This window comes from Thioalkalivibrio sp. ALJ4, from assembly GCF_000377225.1.
Classification (GTDB): Bacteria; Pseudomonadota; Gammaproteobacteria; order Ectothiorhodospirales; family Ectothiorhodospiraceae; genus Thioalkalivibrio.
Genome location: NZ_KB897919.1, coordinates 284077 through 299679, shown reverse-complemented (window position 1 = coordinate 299679; position 15603 = coordinate 284077). Strand labels below are relative to the sequence as shown.

Annotated in this window: 13 protein-coding genes; 7 read left to right on the top strand and 6 right to left on the bottom strand. The window is 66.9% G+C overall.

Going from position 1 to position 15603, the window contains the following annotated elements; all coding sequences use genetic code 11:
• Positions 1 to 38 precede the first annotated feature (38 nt).
• Genes C936_RS0110910 through C936_RS0110900 form a run of 3 tightly spaced genes read left to right on the top strand, consistent with a single transcriptional unit; the run spans position 39 to position 2695 of the window.
• Entirely contained in the window at positions 39 to 1025 is a 987-nt protein-coding gene (locus tag C936_RS0110910; RefSeq protein ID WP_018174326.1) for an RluA family pseudouridine synthase, read from the top strand.
• Positions 1022 to 1720 carry an HAD family hydrolase gene (locus C936_RS0110905; RefSeq protein WP_012982591.1) on the top strand — a complete coding sequence of 233 codons (699 nt, stop codon included), beginning with the start codon at positions 1022 to 1024 and terminating at the stop codon, positions 1718 to 1720. Before C936_RS0110910 ends, C936_RS0110905 begins: the two co-directional genes overlap by 4 nt.
• Before the next feature lie 9 nt (positions 1721 to 1729).
• The gene (locus C936_RS0110900) at positions 1730 to 2695 is read left to right on the top strand and encodes a S49 family peptidase (RefSeq protein ID WP_012982592.1); all 966 of its coding nucleotides are present in this window, start codon (positions 1730 to 1732) and stop codon (positions 2693 to 2695) included.
• 40 nt (positions 2696 to 2735) lie between these two features.
• On the opposite strand, the gene C936_RS0110895 is transcribed toward C936_RS0110900, so the two are convergent.
• From C936_RS0110895 to C936_RS0110875, 5 genes are all read right to left on the bottom strand, one after another.
• Entirely contained in the window at positions 2736 to 3398 is a 663-nt protein-coding gene (locus C936_RS0110895) for a CsiV family protein (protein WP_018139252.1), read from the bottom strand.
• Positions 3399 to 6872 (bottom strand): transcription-repair coupling factor, encoded by a 3474-nt coding sequence (mfd, locus tag C936_RS0110890; protein WP_018174327.1) that lies wholly within the window; start codon positions 6870 to 6872, stop codon positions 3399 to 3401.
• Positions 6873 to 6971: 99 nt separating this feature from the next.
• Positions 6972 to 7871 (bottom strand): carbon-nitrogen hydrolase, encoded by a 900-nt coding sequence (locus tag C936_RS0110885; RefSeq protein ID WP_018174328.1) that lies wholly within the window; start codon positions 7869 to 7871, stop codon positions 6972 to 6974.
• 6 nt (positions 7872 to 7877) lie between these two features.
• Positions 7878 to 8948, bottom strand: a complete 1071-nt coding sequence (locus tag C936_RS0110880; RefSeq protein ID WP_038038758.1) for an agmatine/peptidylarginine deiminase — start codon at positions 8946 to 8948, stop codon at positions 7878 to 7880.
• Positions 8945 to 9343 (bottom strand): hypothetical protein, encoded by a 399-nt coding sequence (locus C936_RS0110875; RefSeq protein ID WP_018139256.1) that lies wholly within the window; start codon positions 9341 to 9343, stop codon positions 8945 to 8947. The genes C936_RS0110880 and C936_RS0110875 overlap by 4 nt, the downstream gene beginning before the upstream one ends.
• 91 nt (positions 9344 to 9434) lie before the next feature.
• Between C936_RS0110875 and C936_RS0110870 the strand changes: the two genes are divergently transcribed.
• A complete protein-coding gene (locus C936_RS0110870) occupies positions 9435 to 10685 on the top strand; it encodes a lipoprotein-releasing ABC transporter permease subunit (RefSeq protein ID WP_012982598.1) in 1251 nt (416 codons plus the stop codon).
• Positions 10678 to 11391, top strand: a complete 714-nt coding sequence (locus C936_RS0110865; protein ID WP_026278836.1) for an ABC transporter ATP-binding protein — start codon at positions 10678 to 10680, stop codon at positions 11389 to 11391. Before C936_RS0110870 ends, C936_RS0110865 begins: the two co-directional genes overlap by 8 nt.
• Before the next feature lie 68 nt (positions 11392 to 11459).
• On the opposite strand, the gene C936_RS0110860 is transcribed toward C936_RS0110865, so the two are convergent.
• Entirely contained in the window at positions 11460 to 12029 is a 570-nt protein-coding gene (locus C936_RS0110860) for a DUF2062 domain-containing protein (RefSeq protein ID WP_018139259.1), read from the bottom strand.
• Between the two features lie 113 nt (positions 12030 to 12142).
• Between C936_RS0110860 and C936_RS0110855 the strand changes: the two genes are divergently transcribed.
• Positions 12143 to 14473 (top strand): DNA internalization-related competence protein ComEC/Rec2, encoded by a 2331-nt coding sequence (locus C936_RS0110855; protein WP_018649524.1) that lies wholly within the window; start codon positions 12143 to 12145, stop codon positions 14471 to 14473.
• Between the two features lie 12 nt (positions 14474 to 14485).
• Positions 14486 to 15562 (top strand): S-methyl-5-thioribose-1-phosphate isomerase, encoded by a 1077-nt coding sequence (mtnA, locus tag C936_RS0110850; protein ID WP_018174332.1) that lies wholly within the window; start codon positions 14486 to 14488, stop codon positions 15560 to 15562.
• The last annotated feature ends 41 nt before the right edge of the window (positions 15563 to 15603 follow it).

The following is a 15603-nucleotide window of genomic DNA, read 5'->3' as shown; positions in this document are numbered from 1 at the left end:
ATGGTTAGGATGGCGCGCCTGAGGTAGGATCGCGCCCGATGAAAGCACGTCCCCGTCAGCCGCAATCTCCCTCTGGGCCTCGTACGCTCTCGGTCACCGAGCGCGGGGATGGCCAGCGCCTGGATAACTTCCTCCTGCGCGAGCTCAAGGGAGTTCCCAAAAGTCTGATCTACCGCCTGGTGCGCAAGGGGGCGATCCGGGTCGATGGGCGCCGTGCCAAGGTGACCCAGCGGCTGAGTGTCGGCTCGGAGGTGCGCGTGCCGGACCTGGACCGGCCCGAGGCCGTCGAGCGGGACATCCCCCCGGGGGTCCTGGACCGACTGCGCCGCTCCATCTTGCATGAAGACGACCAGGTCCTGGTCCTCGACAAGCCCTCGGGCCTTGCGGTGCATGGCGGCAGCGGCCTGGCCTTCGGGATCATCGAGGCGATGCGCCAGCTGCGTCCCGGTTGCGAGCTGGAGCTGGGGCATCGGCTGGATCGCGAGACCAGCGGCTGCCTGCTGCTGGCCAAGACTCGCGCGGGATTGCAGGACTTCCACGCGGCGCTGCGCGAGGGGCGTGTGGAGAAGCGCTATCTGGCGCTGCTGGTGGGGGCGTTCCCCAACGATCAGCCCATTGTGTGCGACGAACCGATTGCCTCCAGTCGGGGTCAGGACGGGAAACGCCGCATGCGTGCGGGGGAGGATGCCGACCCCGAGAGTGCCCGCTCGGCGATCAGCCAGTTCGTGCCGCTGGAACGTTTTGGATCTTTTCAGTTGGCCGAGGTACGGATCGGTACCGGACGGACCCACCAAATCCGCGTACATGGCCAGGCGATTGGCCATCCCGTTGGCGGCGATCACGACTACGGATTGCCCGATGCAAACCGGGTACTGCGCGGGGCAGGCCTGAAACGCCTGTTTCTGCACGCCCAGGCCCTGCAGTACGAGGATTCGGCCGGCGAGTCGCATGTGTACTCCGCGCCGCTGCCGGACGAGCTGCAGTCGATCCTCGATGCGCTCGCAAGCCCCGAAGCGTCCGGATGAGCACACTGCTGCCACCGGAGGGGGATGCCTTGCGCCTGGTCGTATTCGACTGGGACGGGACGCTGATGGATTCGCCACGCCGGATTGTTCACTGCCTGCAGCGGGCCTGTGCGGCCCTGGGGCGCGAGACGCCCGCGGAAAGCGAGCTGCGCGATATTATTGGCTTGGGCGTGGAGGCGGCGGTAGAGAGACTGTTCCCGGGCGCCGACTCTGCGTTCGTGGGGGCGTTCGCCACCACCTATCGCCAGTGCTATCTGGGCGCCACCGATGCGCCAGAGACGCCCCTGTTCGCGCATGTCGAGCCCTTGCTCGACTGGCTTGACGAACGCGGCGTGCTGCTGGGCGTTGCGACCGGCAAGTCGCGGGCGGGGCTGGACCAGGCCCTGGAAGCCGCCGGCCTCATGGGACGTTTTGTCGCGACGGCCTGCGGGGACGAGCATCCGTCGAAACCCAGTCCGGTGATGCTGGAACATGTGATGGCACGCTGCGGGGTGGAACGTTCCCGGGCACGGATGGTCGGTGATAGCGTTTATGATCTGCAGATGGCTCGCGCCGCCGGCGTCCCGTCGCTGGCCGTGACACATGGGGTCCACGATCACCGCCGGCTGAGCGCCGAGCGCCCGCTGGCCGTGGCCCGCGACCTGAAGGAACTGCTGGATCTCCTGCGGCAGTCGGAGCCGCTTCCCGAGGACTGAGGACAAACGATGGGTTGGTCGAACGAGAACAAGCCGGGCTGGGAGCGCGAGACGCTGGAGCGTCTGGTCCAGGCCCAGGTGGTGGAACAGCGGCGTGCCCGGCGCTGGGGAATCTTCTTCAAGCTGCTGCTGTTCATCTATCTGTTCGCCCTGCTGGTTCTGGTGCGGGGCGGCGATATGGGCTTGACCGCCTGGTTCGAGGACGACCGCGAGCCCGAAGAGCACGTGGCCGTTGTCGAGGTCGACGGACTGATCGCGTCGAGTGCTCGGGCCAACGCCGAAGAGCTCAACAAGACCCTGAAACGGGCGTTCGAGGCGGATGGCACTCGCGCCGTGATGCTGCGCATCAACAGTGGGGGCGGGAGTCCGGTGCAGGCCGCCGCGATCCATGACGAGATCCTGCGGCTGAAGGACGAGCACGAGGACATCCCGGTCTATGCGGTCGTCACCGATATCGGGGCCTCGGCCGCCTACTACATCGCCGTGGCGGCCGACGAGATTTACGCCAGCCAGGCCAGCATGGTCGGTTCGATCGGGGTGCGCCTGGACAGCTTTGGCGTGGTGGATCTGCTGGAGAACATTGGTGTCGAACGGCGGCTGTTCACCTCCGGGGAGAACAAGGCCCTGCTGGATCCGTTTCTGCCGCTCGACGAGGGTCACGTGAGCCATATCCATGACCTGATGGACGGGCTGCACCAGCAGTTCGTCGATGTGGTCCGCCAGGGGCGGGGAGATCGTCTGGCCGAAAACGAGGAGCTGTTCGACGGCCTGATCTGGACCGGTCAACGCGCGGTGGATCTGGGCCTTATCGATGGTCTGGGGACGGATCAGTCGGTCGCACGCGACGTGATTGGTGTTGAGAAAATGGTGACCTTCAAGCCGCGCCGCAGCGCCCTGCAGCTTCTGTTCGAGGACCTGGGCATGTCGGCGCTGCAGAGCTGGCTGGCGATGGAGACCAAGCCCAACTGGCGCTGAGCCGGCAAAACAGGCGGGGTGACGCCTGTTTCAGTCCGGACTAGCTGTCCAGCCGCGTCACGCGGGCGATGATCCCGACGACCGGGTGGTCCAGGTAGAAGAGCTGGCTGCCGGAGTTCATGCGCTGGTGGCCGCGCACGGCCACCCCGAGCGGTTCGGCCCCGTCACGGTCGATGTGATAGACGAGGTCGGTCTCCAGGTGGAGGAAACGCCCGACCCATACCCGTAGCCGGCCCTCCAGTTCGTAGCGGTCTTCGTCCACTACGATCGGCTGCGCTGCGGTGGTGGAATCGCCAAACACAGCCTGACGGGCCCCAAGACGGCGGCCCTGCTGCACCTTGAGCCAGGGGGTGGCGCTATGATCGCGGCCCAGCTGATCCCAGGCCAGACGCGCGATCACACGCCCGGTGCCGGAGTCTTCGACCCGACTGGCCGCCCGTTGCAACTCGAAGCCGCGCCGAGAATCCTGATAGATGCGCCCACCCAGTTCGGATCCTGCCAGGTTGGGTTCGCGCACGGAGGCGATCTCCTCCTGCAGGCGCCGGCTCTCCGCGGTCGTGTGCTCGAAGATGACCAGCTCGATGCGGTAGCGGCGGCCGACCTGGGCGGTGGCCGTTGTCCCAAGCCCGAGTAGTGGCAGGAGGGCGAGGCTGCTGACGAGCCTGCGGCGGTTCGGGTCGGGGCGATTGGTGTTGGCGGGCATTCAGGCGGCCTGTTGTTTCGGGCTGATGGTATGGATCAGACGCTGGACGGCCTGAGAGCGGGCCTCCAGAGTCTCCATTTCGGCAAAAAAGCGGAAAGCCTTCTGGCCATCCAGTTTGTAGGCATTCGGGTCGGATTGCACCAGTTCGATCAGGGCGGCGATATCGATTTCGGGATTGGGTCCAAAAACGAAGCGTCCGCCGGCCGGGCCCAGTTCCAGTTTGCGGATCCCCAGCGGCGTCAGCTTGAGCCTCAGGCGGGCCGCCTCGAACAGGGCCTTCGCCGGATCGGGCAGCAGGCCGAAACGATCCACCAGTTCCACCTCCAGTTCGCGCAGTGCATCGCTGTTCTCGGCGCTGCTGACGCGCTTGTAGAGGATCAGGCGTGTGTGCACATCCGGCACGTAGGCATCCGGGAGCAGGGCGGGCAGCCCCAGCTCGACCTCCGTTCCGGGGGTCTCCGGGGTCTCCAGTTCGGGCATCTTGCCGGAGCGCAGGGCGTTGACCGCGCGGTTGAGCAGGTCGTTGTACATCGAGAAGCCGACTTCCTGGATCTGGCCGCTTTGCTCGTCACCCAGCAACTCGCCAGCGCCCCGGATCTCGAGGTCGTGGCTGGCGAGCGTGAAGCCCACGCCGAGATCCTCCAGCGAGGCGATCGCCTCCAGGCGCTTGCGCGCGTCGGCCGACATGGCTTTTTCCGGCGGCGTGACCAGGTAGGCGTAGGCCCGGTGGTGGGAGCGCCCGACGCGGCCGCGCAGCTGGTGCATCTGGGCGAGGCCCAGCTTGTCCGCGCGATTCATCACGATCGTATTTGCGGTGGGTACATCGATGCCGGTCTCGATGATGGTGGAGCAGACCAGGATGTTGTAGCGCCGATGGTAGAAGTCGAGCATCACCTGTTCGAGTTCGCGTTCGCGCATCTGGCCGTGGGCGATACCGATGCGGGCGCCCGGCAGCAGCGCACGAATCTGTTCCGCCATGCGTTCGATGGTGTTGACCTCGTTGTGCACGAAGTACACCTGGCCACCGCGGCGAATCTCGCGCAGGCAGGCCTCCTGGATGATCGCGTCGTTCCACTCGTTGACGAAGGTCTTGATTGCCAGGCGTTCGCGCGGCGGGGTGGTGATCACCGAGAGGTCGCGCAGCCCGGACAGGGCCATGTTCAGCGTGCGCGGGATCGGGGTTGCGGTCATGGTCAGCATGTCGACCTCGGCGCGCAGTCTCTTCAGCGCCTCCTTGTGGCGCACGCCAAAGCGTTGTTCCTCGTCCACGATCACGAGCCCGAGGTTGGAGAAGTCCAGGTTCGACTGCAGCAGCTTGTGCGTGCCGATCACGATATCGACCTTGCCTTCCTTCAGCCCTTCCAGCACGGCGGCCTGCTGCTTGGCACTGCGAAAGCGCGACAGGGACTCGATGCGGACGGGCCAGTCGGCGAAGCGGTCGCTGAAGTTCTGGTGGTGCTGCTGGGCGAGCAGGGTGGTCGGGACCAGCACGGCCACCTGGCGATTGTTCTGCACGGCGACGAATGCGGCGCGCATCGCGACCTCGGTCTTGCCGAAGCCGACATCGCCGCAGATCACGCGGTCCATCGGCCGCGTGTCAGCCATGTCGGTCAGTACCGCGTCGATTGCCTGGAGCTGATCGGCGGTTTCCTCGAACGGGAAGGCAGCCGCAAAGGCGTGATACTCGGGGGTCTCGGTCGCAAACGCCGTCCCCTGCTTGGCGGCGCGCCGAGCGTGGACCTCCAGCAGCTCGGCGGCGACATCGCGCGCCTTCTCGGCGGCCTTGCTGCGGGCGCGGTTCCACTGCTCGCTGCCCAGGCGGTGGAGTGGGGCGTGTTCTGCATCGGCTCCGGTATAGCGGCTGATCAGGTGCAGCGAGGAGACCGGGACATAGAGCTTGGCGCCATCGGCGTACTCCAGTGTCAGGAACTCTGACGGCTGGCCACTGAAATCCAGCGTCTGCAGGCCCAGGTAGCGGCCCACGCCCTGTTCTTCGTGGACGACCGGGGCCCCGACTGTCAGGTCGCTGAGGTTCTGGATGACGGCATCGGCATCGCGGGTGGGGCGGTTGCGCCGGCGGGATTGCCGCGCGCGTTCGCCGAGGATGGCGGACTCCGGCACGAGCACGATCCCGTCCGGCAGTCGGAACCCTTCGCTCAGCGCACCGACTGTCACGCTGAGGCCGGGCTCGCCCCCCAGGAAGGCCTCCCAGTCATCGACGGCGTGGTGCGGCACATCCTGTTCGCGCAGCAGTGTGAGCAGGGCCTCGCGCCGGCCGGCGGACTCGGCGGTGAGCAGGACCCGCTCCTGTTCCCCGACAAAGCGCTTCAGGCGTTCGGCGGGGGAATCCTTGCCGTGTTCCATTCCCAGTTCGGGGAGGGCGTCGCAGGTGAAGGGCACGGTCCTGCCTCGGTCTGCCGGTAGCGGCTGCGGCGGCTCGCCGCCCAGGGCAATACCGGCGCGGGCGCGCAGCGCCTCGTTCAGGGCCGACTCGTCGAGATAGAGGCGCTCCGGTGGCAGCAGGGGGCGTTCCACCTGGTGGCTCAGTTGCTCGAAGCGGTCGGCGATCTCGCGGGCATACTCCTGCGCGGCGTCGGCGATATTGCCGGCCTGCACGACGCGAGCCTGAGGGGCGTAGTCGAATACGCTGTCCATGCCCTCGAAGAACAGGGGCAGGTAGGCTTCGATGCCCGGGGGAACCAGGCCTTCGCTGATGTCCCGGTAGATCGGGTGGCGACTGGGATCGCCACTGAACTGCTCGCGGTAGCGGGTGCGGAACGCGCGGATGGAATCCTCGTTCAGCGGAAACTCGTGGCTGGGCAGGATCTCGACGCGCTCGACCTTTTCCGTGGAGCGCTGGGTCTCCGGGTCGAAATGGCGCAGGGAATCGATCTCGTCGTCGAGAAACTCGATGCGCACCGGCTGCTCGGCGCCCATCGGGAACAGATCGAGGATCTCCCCGCGTGCGGCAAATTCGCCGTGGCTGATCACCTGGTTGACTGCGCTGTAGCCCGCCTCGGTCAGCCGTTCCCGCAGCTGCATGCGGTCCAGGCGCTGGGCACTGCGCAGGGAGAGACCCTGGGTGGTCAGCCAGTCGCGCGGGGGCAGGCGCTGCATCAGCGTGGAGACCGGGATCAGGATGATCCCGCGCTCCAGCGACGGGAGGTGATACAGCGTGCGCAGCCGCTCGGAGATGATGTCCTCGTGTGGGGAGAAGACATCGAACGGCAGGGTCTCCCAGTCGGGGAGACGCATCACTGGCAGGTCGAGCCCGGCACCGAAAAAGTCCCACTCTTCCTGCCAGCGGTCCGCGGCCTCATTCGACTCGACGACGACCAGCAGCGGCCATTCGGCCGATGCGGCGGCGCGTGCGAGTGCCAGGGGCGCGGCCGAGGTATTGAGCCCCGACCAGATCTCGAATCCGTCGCCGGGAAAGCGACCGGGTTTTAGCGGGTTGCGCGGCTGTTCGGACATGCAGTGTCGAGAATCCGGGAAAACGGGCCGGCATTATACGGATTCGATCCTGTTTGCGGCGGAACCCCGTCGGGAAGGCGCTGAATTAGCCGGTAGCGGTCAGTCCGTGCGGTCGATGTAGCGCTTGAGGATCGGGCTGTAGGCGTCGATGCGACGGTCGCGCAGGAAGGGCCACATCCGGCGGACCGCCTCGGTGCGGCCCAGGTCCAGGGTGGCGCGGAGGGTCTCGGGCTGATCCTCGCCCGCCTGCGCCAGGAACTCGCCCTGCGGGCCCGCAACGAAGCTGGTGCCCCAGAACCGGGCCCCGGGACTGGTCTCTGACGGGTCCATTTCGTGTCCGGTGCGATTGCAGGCGAGGACCGGCAGGTTGTTCGCGACCGCGTGGCCGCGCTGGACGGTGATCCAGGCCTCGCGCTGGCGGGTCTGCTCGTCCGCCTCGTCGCGCGGGTCCCAGCCAATGGCGGTCGGGTAGATCAGGCATTGCGCCCCGGACAGGGCCATGATGCGCGCGGCCTCCGGATACCACTGGTCCCAGCAGACCAGCACGCCCAGCCGGCCGACCGAGGTGTCGATCGGGACGAAGCCGGTATCACCCGGGGTGAAGTAGTACTTCTCGTAATACCCGGGGTCGTCCGGGATGTGCATTTTGCGGTAAAGGCCCGCCGGGCGGCCATCGGCCTCGAAGACGATCGCGGTGTTGTGGTAAACGCCGGCTGCGCGCCGCTCGAACAGCGAGGTCACGAGCACCACGGCGTTGTCGCGGGCGATCTGTCCCAGGCGCCTGGTGGACGGGCCGGGGATGGGCTCGGCGCGGTCGAAGACCCCCGGGTCTTCGGTCTGGCAGAAGTAGGGGCCGGTGTGCAGCTCGGCCAGCACGACCAGGCGAGCCCCGCCCGCCGCGGCATCGGCTACGGCCTGGGCGGTCGCGTCCAGGTTGGCCTCGACGCTCCCGGCATCGCGGTGCTGGATCAGGGCCACGGGAAGGGTATCGGTCGTCATCACAGATCAGTCTTCCGGGATGCCAAGGGCGCCCTTGGGGTATTGCATGGTCAGGCAGTGCAGGCTGCCACCCTGACGGATGATGGCCCGGCAGTCGATTTCCACGATTTCGCGCCCCGGAAAGGCCTCGGTCAGGCGATCGAGCGCGATGGCATCGGCGGGGTCGTCGTAGGCCGGCATCAGGACGGCATCGTTGAGGATCAGGAAGTTTGCGTAGGTCGCCGGCAGGCGCTGGCCATCGGGGCCGCGCTGCGGGCGAGGCCAGGGCAGGGGAATCAGCCGGTAGGGCGCGCCGGAGGCCTGGCGCAGCGAGCGGAGTTCCTCCTCCATGGCCGCCAGTTCGCCGTGGTGCGGATCATCGGGGTCGTCGCACTGGACATAGGCGATCGTATCCGGGCTGCAGAAGCGGGCGAGGGTGTCGATGTGGCTGTCGGTGTCGTCCCCTTCGAGGTGGCCATGTTCCAGCCACAGGACCCGTTGTGTGCCCAGATGCTCGTGCAGGCGGCGCTCGATCGCCGCCTTGTCCAGATCCGGGTTGCGTGTTGGCTGCAGCAGGCATTGGGCAGTCGTCAGGAGGGTGCCGTCGCCGTCGGACTCGATGCTGCCACCCTCCAGCACCATTGCGATGGGCTCCGGCACGTTCGGGCCGAAGACGCCCTGCTGGGCCAGGGCAGTGGTGATCGCGTTGTCATGCTCTGCAGGGAATTTGCCGCCCCAGCCGTTGAAGGTGAAGTCGAGCAGGCGGGGCTGCGGCCCTTCCAGAGCGGTAATCGGGCCATGGTCGCGAGCCCAGGTGTCGTCGGAGTCGGCCAGCGCGAACCACAGACGGTCGTTGCGGATGGCGGCCTCGACCAGAAATCCGGAGATCTCTTCGATGTGTTCCGGGTCGCGGGCGACGATCACCACCGGCTCGAAACGGCTGATCGCAGCCGCGAGGGTGGCAAAGACAGGGTGGACCCGGTCGAGTTCTCCGGCCCAGTCGGTACCGCTATGCGGCCAGGTGAGCTGAACACCGGCCTGCGGTTCCCACTCTGCTGGTAGACGCCGGGTATGGGGGGAAGATGCGCCGCCCGTCACGGCCGACGCGGGGTCTGTTCGCCGTGCACGATGCTGTGCAGCACGTATTCGCCCTCGAACACGACAGAGAAATCGCTGTAGTCCCAGCGGGTGATCGGCGGATCACCGACCGTGGGATGGCGCTGGCTGGGCTCGCCATGACGACTGCGCACCCCGGACTGGCTCTGGCCACGGGCTGGCAGCCCCTCACGGGTTTGCACTTCGAAGTCTCCGCTTGTGCCCCGCAGGATCTCGGCCTGCGCCTCGTTGACGGTCAATGGGGTCAGTGCCGTGGTCATGACCAGGACCGCCGCGGCAGCGACGGCGAGCAGGCCGCGCGGACGGGTAAGCGTTGGCTTTGCATGATTCCCTTGCATGAGACAAATCTCCGATGGCTCGCGGACGATAAACCACATGGTAGCGTCATCCTGTTGGCTGTGCCTCCCATCGTGAAAGTCTGTGCCATCGGGGATAGGCGCGCCCGTGTAACTCTGGCATGATTTCTCGATGTTCCGCCCGCTCCCGCTCGCCATTGGTCTGCGCTATACGCGCGCCAAACGGCGTAACCACTTCATCTCCTTTATCTCGGTCGTCTCGATCCTCGGCCTGGTGCTGGGTGTGATGGCGCTGATTACCGTGCTCTCGGTCATGAACGGCTTCGAACGCGAGCTGCGCGATCGCATCCTGGGCATGGCGTCGCATGCGACCATCCAGGACGTGAATGGTGGCTTGCGCAACTGGGAGTCGCTGAAGGAGCAGGTCGAGACGATCGACGAGCGAGTACTGGCGGTCGCTCCGTATGTCCAGGGCGAGGCGATGCTCAGTGCCACCGGGAACATCTCCGGTGCGCTGATCCGCGGGGTGGACCCGGAGGCCGAGGAGCGCGTGGCGCGGATCGGCGAGCACATGACTCAGGGCCGGCTCGGGCAGCTCGAACCCGGTGCCTACCGCATTGTGCTGGGGCGCGAGCTGGCAGCGGAACTGCGCGTGAGGGTAGGCGATTCTCTGATCCTGATGGCGCCACAGGCCTCGGTGTCGCCAGCGGGTGTAATGCCGCGCATGCGACGATTTGAGGTGGCGGGGATCTTCGAGGTCGGGATGTACGAGTACGACCGCGGGACTGCGTTTATTCATCTGCAGGACGCCCAGGCGGTCTTCCAGACCGGCGAGAGCGTCACCGGCCTGCGCCTGCGCCTGACGGACATGATGCGGGCGGGTGTGGTCTCGCGCGAGGTGGCCAGTCAGCTTGACGGGCTGTTCCGGGTGTCCGACTGGACGCGCCAGCACGCGAACCTGTTTCGCGCGATCCAGATCGAGAAGATGGTGATGTTCATCATCCTGTCCCTGATCGTCGCGGTAGCGGCCTTCAATATTGTTTCCACGCTGATCATGCTGGTGACCGACAAGCAGGGGGATATCGCGATACTGCGCACCCTTGGGCTGTCCCCCTCGGGGGTCATGCTGGTGTTCGTGGTCCAGGGGGTGGTGATCGGCGCGATCGGCATCCTGCTCGGCTCGGTCGCCGGTGTCGCGCTGGCGCTCAATATCGATGTCGTGGTGCCCTTTATCGAACGCGCGATGGGTATCGAGTTTCTCGCGGCCGATGTCTACTACATCAGTGACTTGCCGTCGGAACTGAAAGCATCCGATGTCTTTCGGGTGGGCGGGATTGCGTTCTTGCTGACCGTCGTGGCGACGCTGTTCCCGGCCTGGCGGGCGGCCCGTACACAGCCGGCGGAGGCCCTGCGCCATGACTGAGACTGTGCCTGTACTGGAGGCCATGGGGGTCGAGCGGCGTTTCCGTGATGGCAAGCTGGACGTGGCCGTGCTGCAGGGCGTCGATTTTCGCCTGGAGCGGGGCGACCAGACGGCGATCATCGGTGCCTCGGGTTCCGGCAAGAGTACGCTGCTGCATCTGCTCGGGGGACTGGATCGCCCCACGGCGGGCGAGGTCCGGCTGCTGGGGCAGGAGTGGTCGCGCATGGGCGAGGCGCGCCGGGGGCGCATGCGCAACCAGCACCTCGGTTTCGTCTATCAGTTCCACCACCTGTTGCCGGAGCTGACGGCGGTCGAGAATGTCGCGCTGCCGTTGCTGATCCGGGGGGTCGCCAGCCGGCGAGCGCGGCAGGAGGCGGAACACTGGCTCGGCCAGGTCGACCTCGGGCACCGTGTTGCGCACAAACCGGCCGAACTGTCGGGGGGCGAGCGCCAGCGTGTGGCGATCGCGCGGGCGCTGGTAACGCGGCCGTCCGCGATCCTGGCCGACGAGCCGACCGGAAACCTGGATCAGGAGCGCGCTCAGCATGTGTTCGCGCTGCTGCGCGAGATGAACCGTTCGACCGGCACTGCGCTGGCGCTGGTGACGCATGACATCACCCTGGCGCGCGAGCTGGATCGGTCAGTACAGCTGGTCAAGGGGCACCTGGAGCGCGAGCACTTCCACGGCCAGTTGGCCGACGACTGATCCGCCCGCTCGGGAGCGCCGGGCAAAGCCTTGCTGATTTACAGTCACCGTGTGTTGTGCGCCGACGGTCAGCTCGAATCGTCTTTTTCCGCTTTTTCCTTTTCCTTGTTCCTCTCCTGGCGTAACCGCCGCAACGCGCGACGGGTCCGCAGGCGCTGTACGACATTCACGCGCCACAGCACACGCACCAGCAGATATCCGGAGAGACTGGCCAGTGTCGCGAAGAGCAGGCTGCCGAGCAGTAGCGGCTGCCAGATGGTCAGCAGCTCGGTACTGAACCATTCCCAGCTCCAGTCGAGATGGACATCGCGGGGCGGCTCACCCAGCAGCTTGCGGCCGACGGTATAGGCCATATACAACATGGGGGGCATGGTGATCGGGTTGGAGATCCAGACCAGGATTACCGAGATGGGCAGATTGACGCGCACAATCAGCGCGACAATCGCGGCGACCAGCATCTGCATAGGGATAGGCAGGAAGGTCACGAACAGCCCAACGGCAAACGCACCAGCCACGGAGCGGCGGTTCAGATGCCACAGATCCGGAGACCGCAGGCGCGGCCCCAGTGGGGAGAGTGCGCGATGGCCGCGCACGCCCTCCATGCCGGGGAACAGCCTTCTGATGATGTGCTTCGCCATGTCTGTGGGTATCTGTCGGACTCTCGCAGGCCCAATCCTGGGCGTGCATCCTACCTGCTAGGGCTGGGCCCTGGGGAGAGGATTCCAACTCTTCCTGGACGGGACCGTGCGCCATGATGGTCGCGGTGCTGGGTCTGATCGCCGGTATTTGGGGGTTGCACCAGCTCCCCGTCCTGCCTGTCTTGCTCGAAGGTCCATTGAGAGTGCTCCTGCCTGTCGCTGGCGCGCTGGTCGCACTTGGCTGGGTCCAGGCGGCTCGGCGAGGTTCTCCTTTCACGTGGTTGCCAGCAGCCTCGCTGGGGTTGCTCGCGGCCGTGTGGCTGGCACTCCCGCATGCGACGGACTGGTCGGGCAAGGTCGTGGGTCCCGAGTGGTCGGGAGCCGAGGTCTCGGTGCGGGCACAGGTGGTCAGTTTGCCGGAGCACGGGGAGCGGCGCAGCCGGTTCCGGGTTGGGGTGTCGGAGATCGAGCAGGGCAGCCCGGGGCTGGAGCTTGCAGGCCGCGAGTTGTGGGTGAGCACCTTCCCCGCGCGGCCGGCGATACAGGTGGGTGATTCGCTGCGGCTGGACTTGCGATTGCGTGGTGTCGACGGTCCCCGCAACCCCGGGGGATTCGATGCCGCAGGCTGGTTCTACCGCGAGGGGATGCACGGCAGCGCCGTTGCGCGTTCCGTTACCCCACTGGCAGGCGTGCACGAGGGGGCCAGGGGCCGCGTGATCATGCACCGCCTTCGGGCCGCAATGCAGGCACGTCTGGAGCGCGCGGCACCGGATTTGCGTCACCCGGGCCTGGTGCAGGCGCTGGTCATCGGCAATCGTCAGGCCATGACCGAGAGTGAATGGCAGGCCTTTCTACACACCGGGACGAATCACCTGATGGCGATTTCCGGGTTGCATGTGGCCCTGGTGGCGGGGTTTGCCGGCGGCATTGCCGGATGGTTGTGGTCCGGGGTGGCCGTTATAAGACGGCTGCGGCGCTGGCTGTTCATGGGTGTGGTCGGGCTGGTGGCCGCCACGGGCTATGCGGTACTCGCCGGTTTCAGCATCCCGACCCAAAGGGCTTTGCTGATGCTGATTGCGTTCACGCTTGCGGTGCTGTCGCGTCGCGAGGGTGTTGCCTGGCGCGCCCTGGCCCTTGCCGCGGCCATGGTGCTGATTGTGCACCCACCGAGCGTGCTGGCCCCGGGGTTCTGGTTCTCGTTCGGCGCAGTGGCCGTGATCCTGCTGCTGTTGCAGGGTCGGGTCGGGGCGACCGGTTGGCGCGAAGGCCTGCGCATCCAGGTCGTGCTGGCGATTGCGATGCTGCCGCTCAGTCTGGCCTGGTTCCAGCTGGGGTCCTGGGTCGCACCCGTGGCCAACCTGGTCGCGGTGCCGATGGTGACGCTACTGATCCTGCCGTTGTTGCTGGTCGGTTCCTTGCTCGCGTGGGGGTGGCCGGCCGCAGGTGGCTTGTTATTAGGCATTGCGGATGGCCTGTTGGCACTGCTGGTGATGACGCTCGAGGCACTGGCAGGGATCCCTGTCCTGGTGGACCAGCGCCATGTGCCGGTGGCCGCGTCCCTGCTGGGCGGGGTGGCTGTTTTCCTGGCCTTGCAGCCGCTCGCCCGGCGATTGGCGCCCTGGATTGCAGTGGCTGCGATCGCCCTGGTCGCGCCGTTGCGCCCGGACTTTGCGGCCGGGCAGTGGCGCGTTCAGGTCCTGGACGTTGGCGCCGGGCAGGCCACCATCGTCGAGACCCGACGACACGCGCTGTTAATTGATGCGGGTCCGGGCCGGGAGGGCGGCTTCAGCGCGGGTGACCGGATTGTGGTGCCGGCCTTGCGGGCGGGCGGCATCCGCTCCCTGGACACGCTGATGGTGACGCACGAGCATGCCGGGCACGCTGGCGGCGTGGCGGCAGTCCGGGAACAGATCTCGGTGAGGCGCACGCTGCGGCGCACCCCGGTGAGCCATGGCACTGACGAACGTTGCGAAAAGGGGGATCAGTGGAACTGGGACGGTGTGCGCTTCGAGGTACTCCATCCGCCGCCGGGCTGGAATGACGACTCGTCCGCGTCCTGTGTGCTGAAGGTGGAGGGGGCGGACGCGACCCTGCTGGTTATGGGCGGGGTGGATGGTCTCGGCGAGGCCGTGATGCGTCGGGGCACCGCAGGATTTGCGGTTGACTTGCTGGTAGCGCCGAGGACTTCCAACCCGCGCGCCCTGCAGGACGACTGGCTGGCGCAATTCCCGCCCGGTCAGGTTTGGGCTGCGACGACTGCCGAGGGTGCCGGTTTGCCCGACGAGGCACGGAAACGGCTGGAGCTAAGCGGTATTCCCCTGTACGAGACTGGGCGCAGCGGGGCGCTGGTCACGAGCAGTACCCAACTCGACAGTGCTCCGGCGACAGGCCGTCCGCGGCTGCGATTCTGGCATCCAATAAGCCCTGACCGAAATGAGCCCTGATAGAATAACGCCATGACCGAACACCGCTCCGACACGATCCGCCCGATTCGCTTTGAAGACGGCAACCTCTATCTGCTCGACCAGCGCCTGTTGCCGGGCGAGGCCGTGCGCCAGTGCTACACCGATGCCGGCGAGGTGGCGACCGCGATACGCGACATGGTCGTGCGCGGTGCGCCCGCCATCGGGATCACGGCCGCGTTCGGGGTCGTGCTGGCCTGCCAGAAAGCCCGGGGGCGGGACGACTGGCGCGAGCGCGTGGCCGCGGACATGGATCGCCTGCGGGCCTCGCGGCCCACGGCGGTGAATCTGTTCTGGGCACTGGACCGCATGGCCCGGGAGGTCGATGGCGCCCCGGATCCGGAGGCCGCCATAGAGGCGACTACGACCGCGGCCCGGCAGATGCTGGACGACGACATCGCGGGCAACCGTCGCATGGGGCGGCACGGGGCTTCCTTGATTGAGCCGGGACATGCGGTGCTGACCCACTGCAATACGGGTTCGCTGGCCACCGGGGGCTATGGCACGGGCCTGGGGGTGATTCGCGCGGCCTGGGACGAGGGTCGGGTGACCGAGGTCTTTGCCGACGAGACCCGCCCGTGGCTCCAGGGGAGCCGGCTGACCGCCTGGGAACTCGTGCATGACGGTATCCCGGTACAGCTGCTGTGCGAAGGGGCGGCCGCCAGTCTGCTGCGTTCCGGACGCGTCGGCTGGGTGATCGTGGGTTCCGACCGCATTGCGGCGAACGGCGATGTGGCGAACAAGATCGGCACCTATGGGCTGGCCCTCCTGGCCCGTGCCCACGGCGTGCGCTTTATGGTCGCGGCCCCGTTGTCGACCATCGACTTCGACATGCCGGACGGGGAGGGTATCCCGATCGAGCAGCGCGCCGAAGGCGAGGTTTTGGCGCTCGCCGGGAAGCGCGTGGCCGCGGACGGCGCCCGGGCCTACAACCCGGCGTTCGACGTCACGCCGGCGCACCTGGTCGACGCGATCGTGACCGAGCACGGTGTGGTCGAGGCGCCGGATCGGGACAAACTGGCCGCCCTGCGGCGGAAAGCCGTCGCTGGAGAGCCTGTTGTGGAGGGCTGACAGCGCCGGATCACGGTGTTTCACAGTGGTACACCCCGGCT

Excerpts from the sequence above, each read along its gene's own strand:
- C936_RS0110910 (WP_018174326.1), top strand. The coding sequence starts at position 39 with ATGAAAGCACGTCCCCGTCAGCCGCAATCTCCCTCTGGGCCTCGTACG.
- C936_RS0110905 (WP_012982591.1), top strand. The coding sequence starts at position 1,022 with ATGAGCACACTGCTGCCACCGGAGGGGGATGCCTTGCGCCTGGTCGTA.
- C936_RS0110900 (WP_012982592.1), top strand. The coding sequence starts at position 1,730 with ATGGGTTGGTCGAACGAGAACAAGCCGGGCTGGGAGCGCGAGACGCTG.
- C936_RS0110895 (WP_018139252.1), bottom strand. The coding sequence starts at position 3,398 with ATGCCCGCCAACACCAATCGCCCCGACCCGAACCGCCGCAGGCTCGTC.
- mfd (WP_018174327.1), bottom strand. The coding sequence starts at position 6,872 with ATGTCCGAACAGCCGCGCAACCCGCTAAAACCCGGTCGCTTTCCCGGC.
- C936_RS0110885 (WP_018174328.1), bottom strand. The coding sequence starts at position 7,871 with ATGACGACCGATACCCTTCCCGTGGCCCTGATCCAGCACCGCGATGCC.
- C936_RS0110875 (WP_018139256.1), bottom strand. The coding sequence starts at position 9,343 with ATGTGGTTTATCGTCCGCGAGCCATCGGAGATTTGTCTCATGCAAGGG.
- C936_RS0110870 (WP_012982598.1), top strand. The coding sequence starts at position 9,435 with ATGTTCCGCCCGCTCCCGCTCGCCATTGGTCTGCGCTATACGCGCGCC.
- C936_RS0110865 (WP_026278836.1), top strand. The coding sequence starts at position 10,678 with ATGACTGAGACTGTGCCTGTACTGGAGGCCATGGGGGTCGAGCGGCGT.
- C936_RS0110860 (WP_018139259.1), bottom strand. The coding sequence starts at position 12,029 with ATGGCGAAGCACATCATCAGAAGGCTGTTCCCCGGCATGGAGGGCGTG.
- C936_RS0110855 (WP_018649524.1), top strand. The coding sequence starts at position 12,143 with ATGATGGTCGCGGTGCTGGGTCTGATCGCCGGTATTTGGGGGTTGCAC.
- mtnA (WP_018174332.1), top strand. The coding sequence starts at position 14,486 with ATGACCGAACACCGCTCCGACACGATCCGCCCGATTCGCTTTGAAGAC.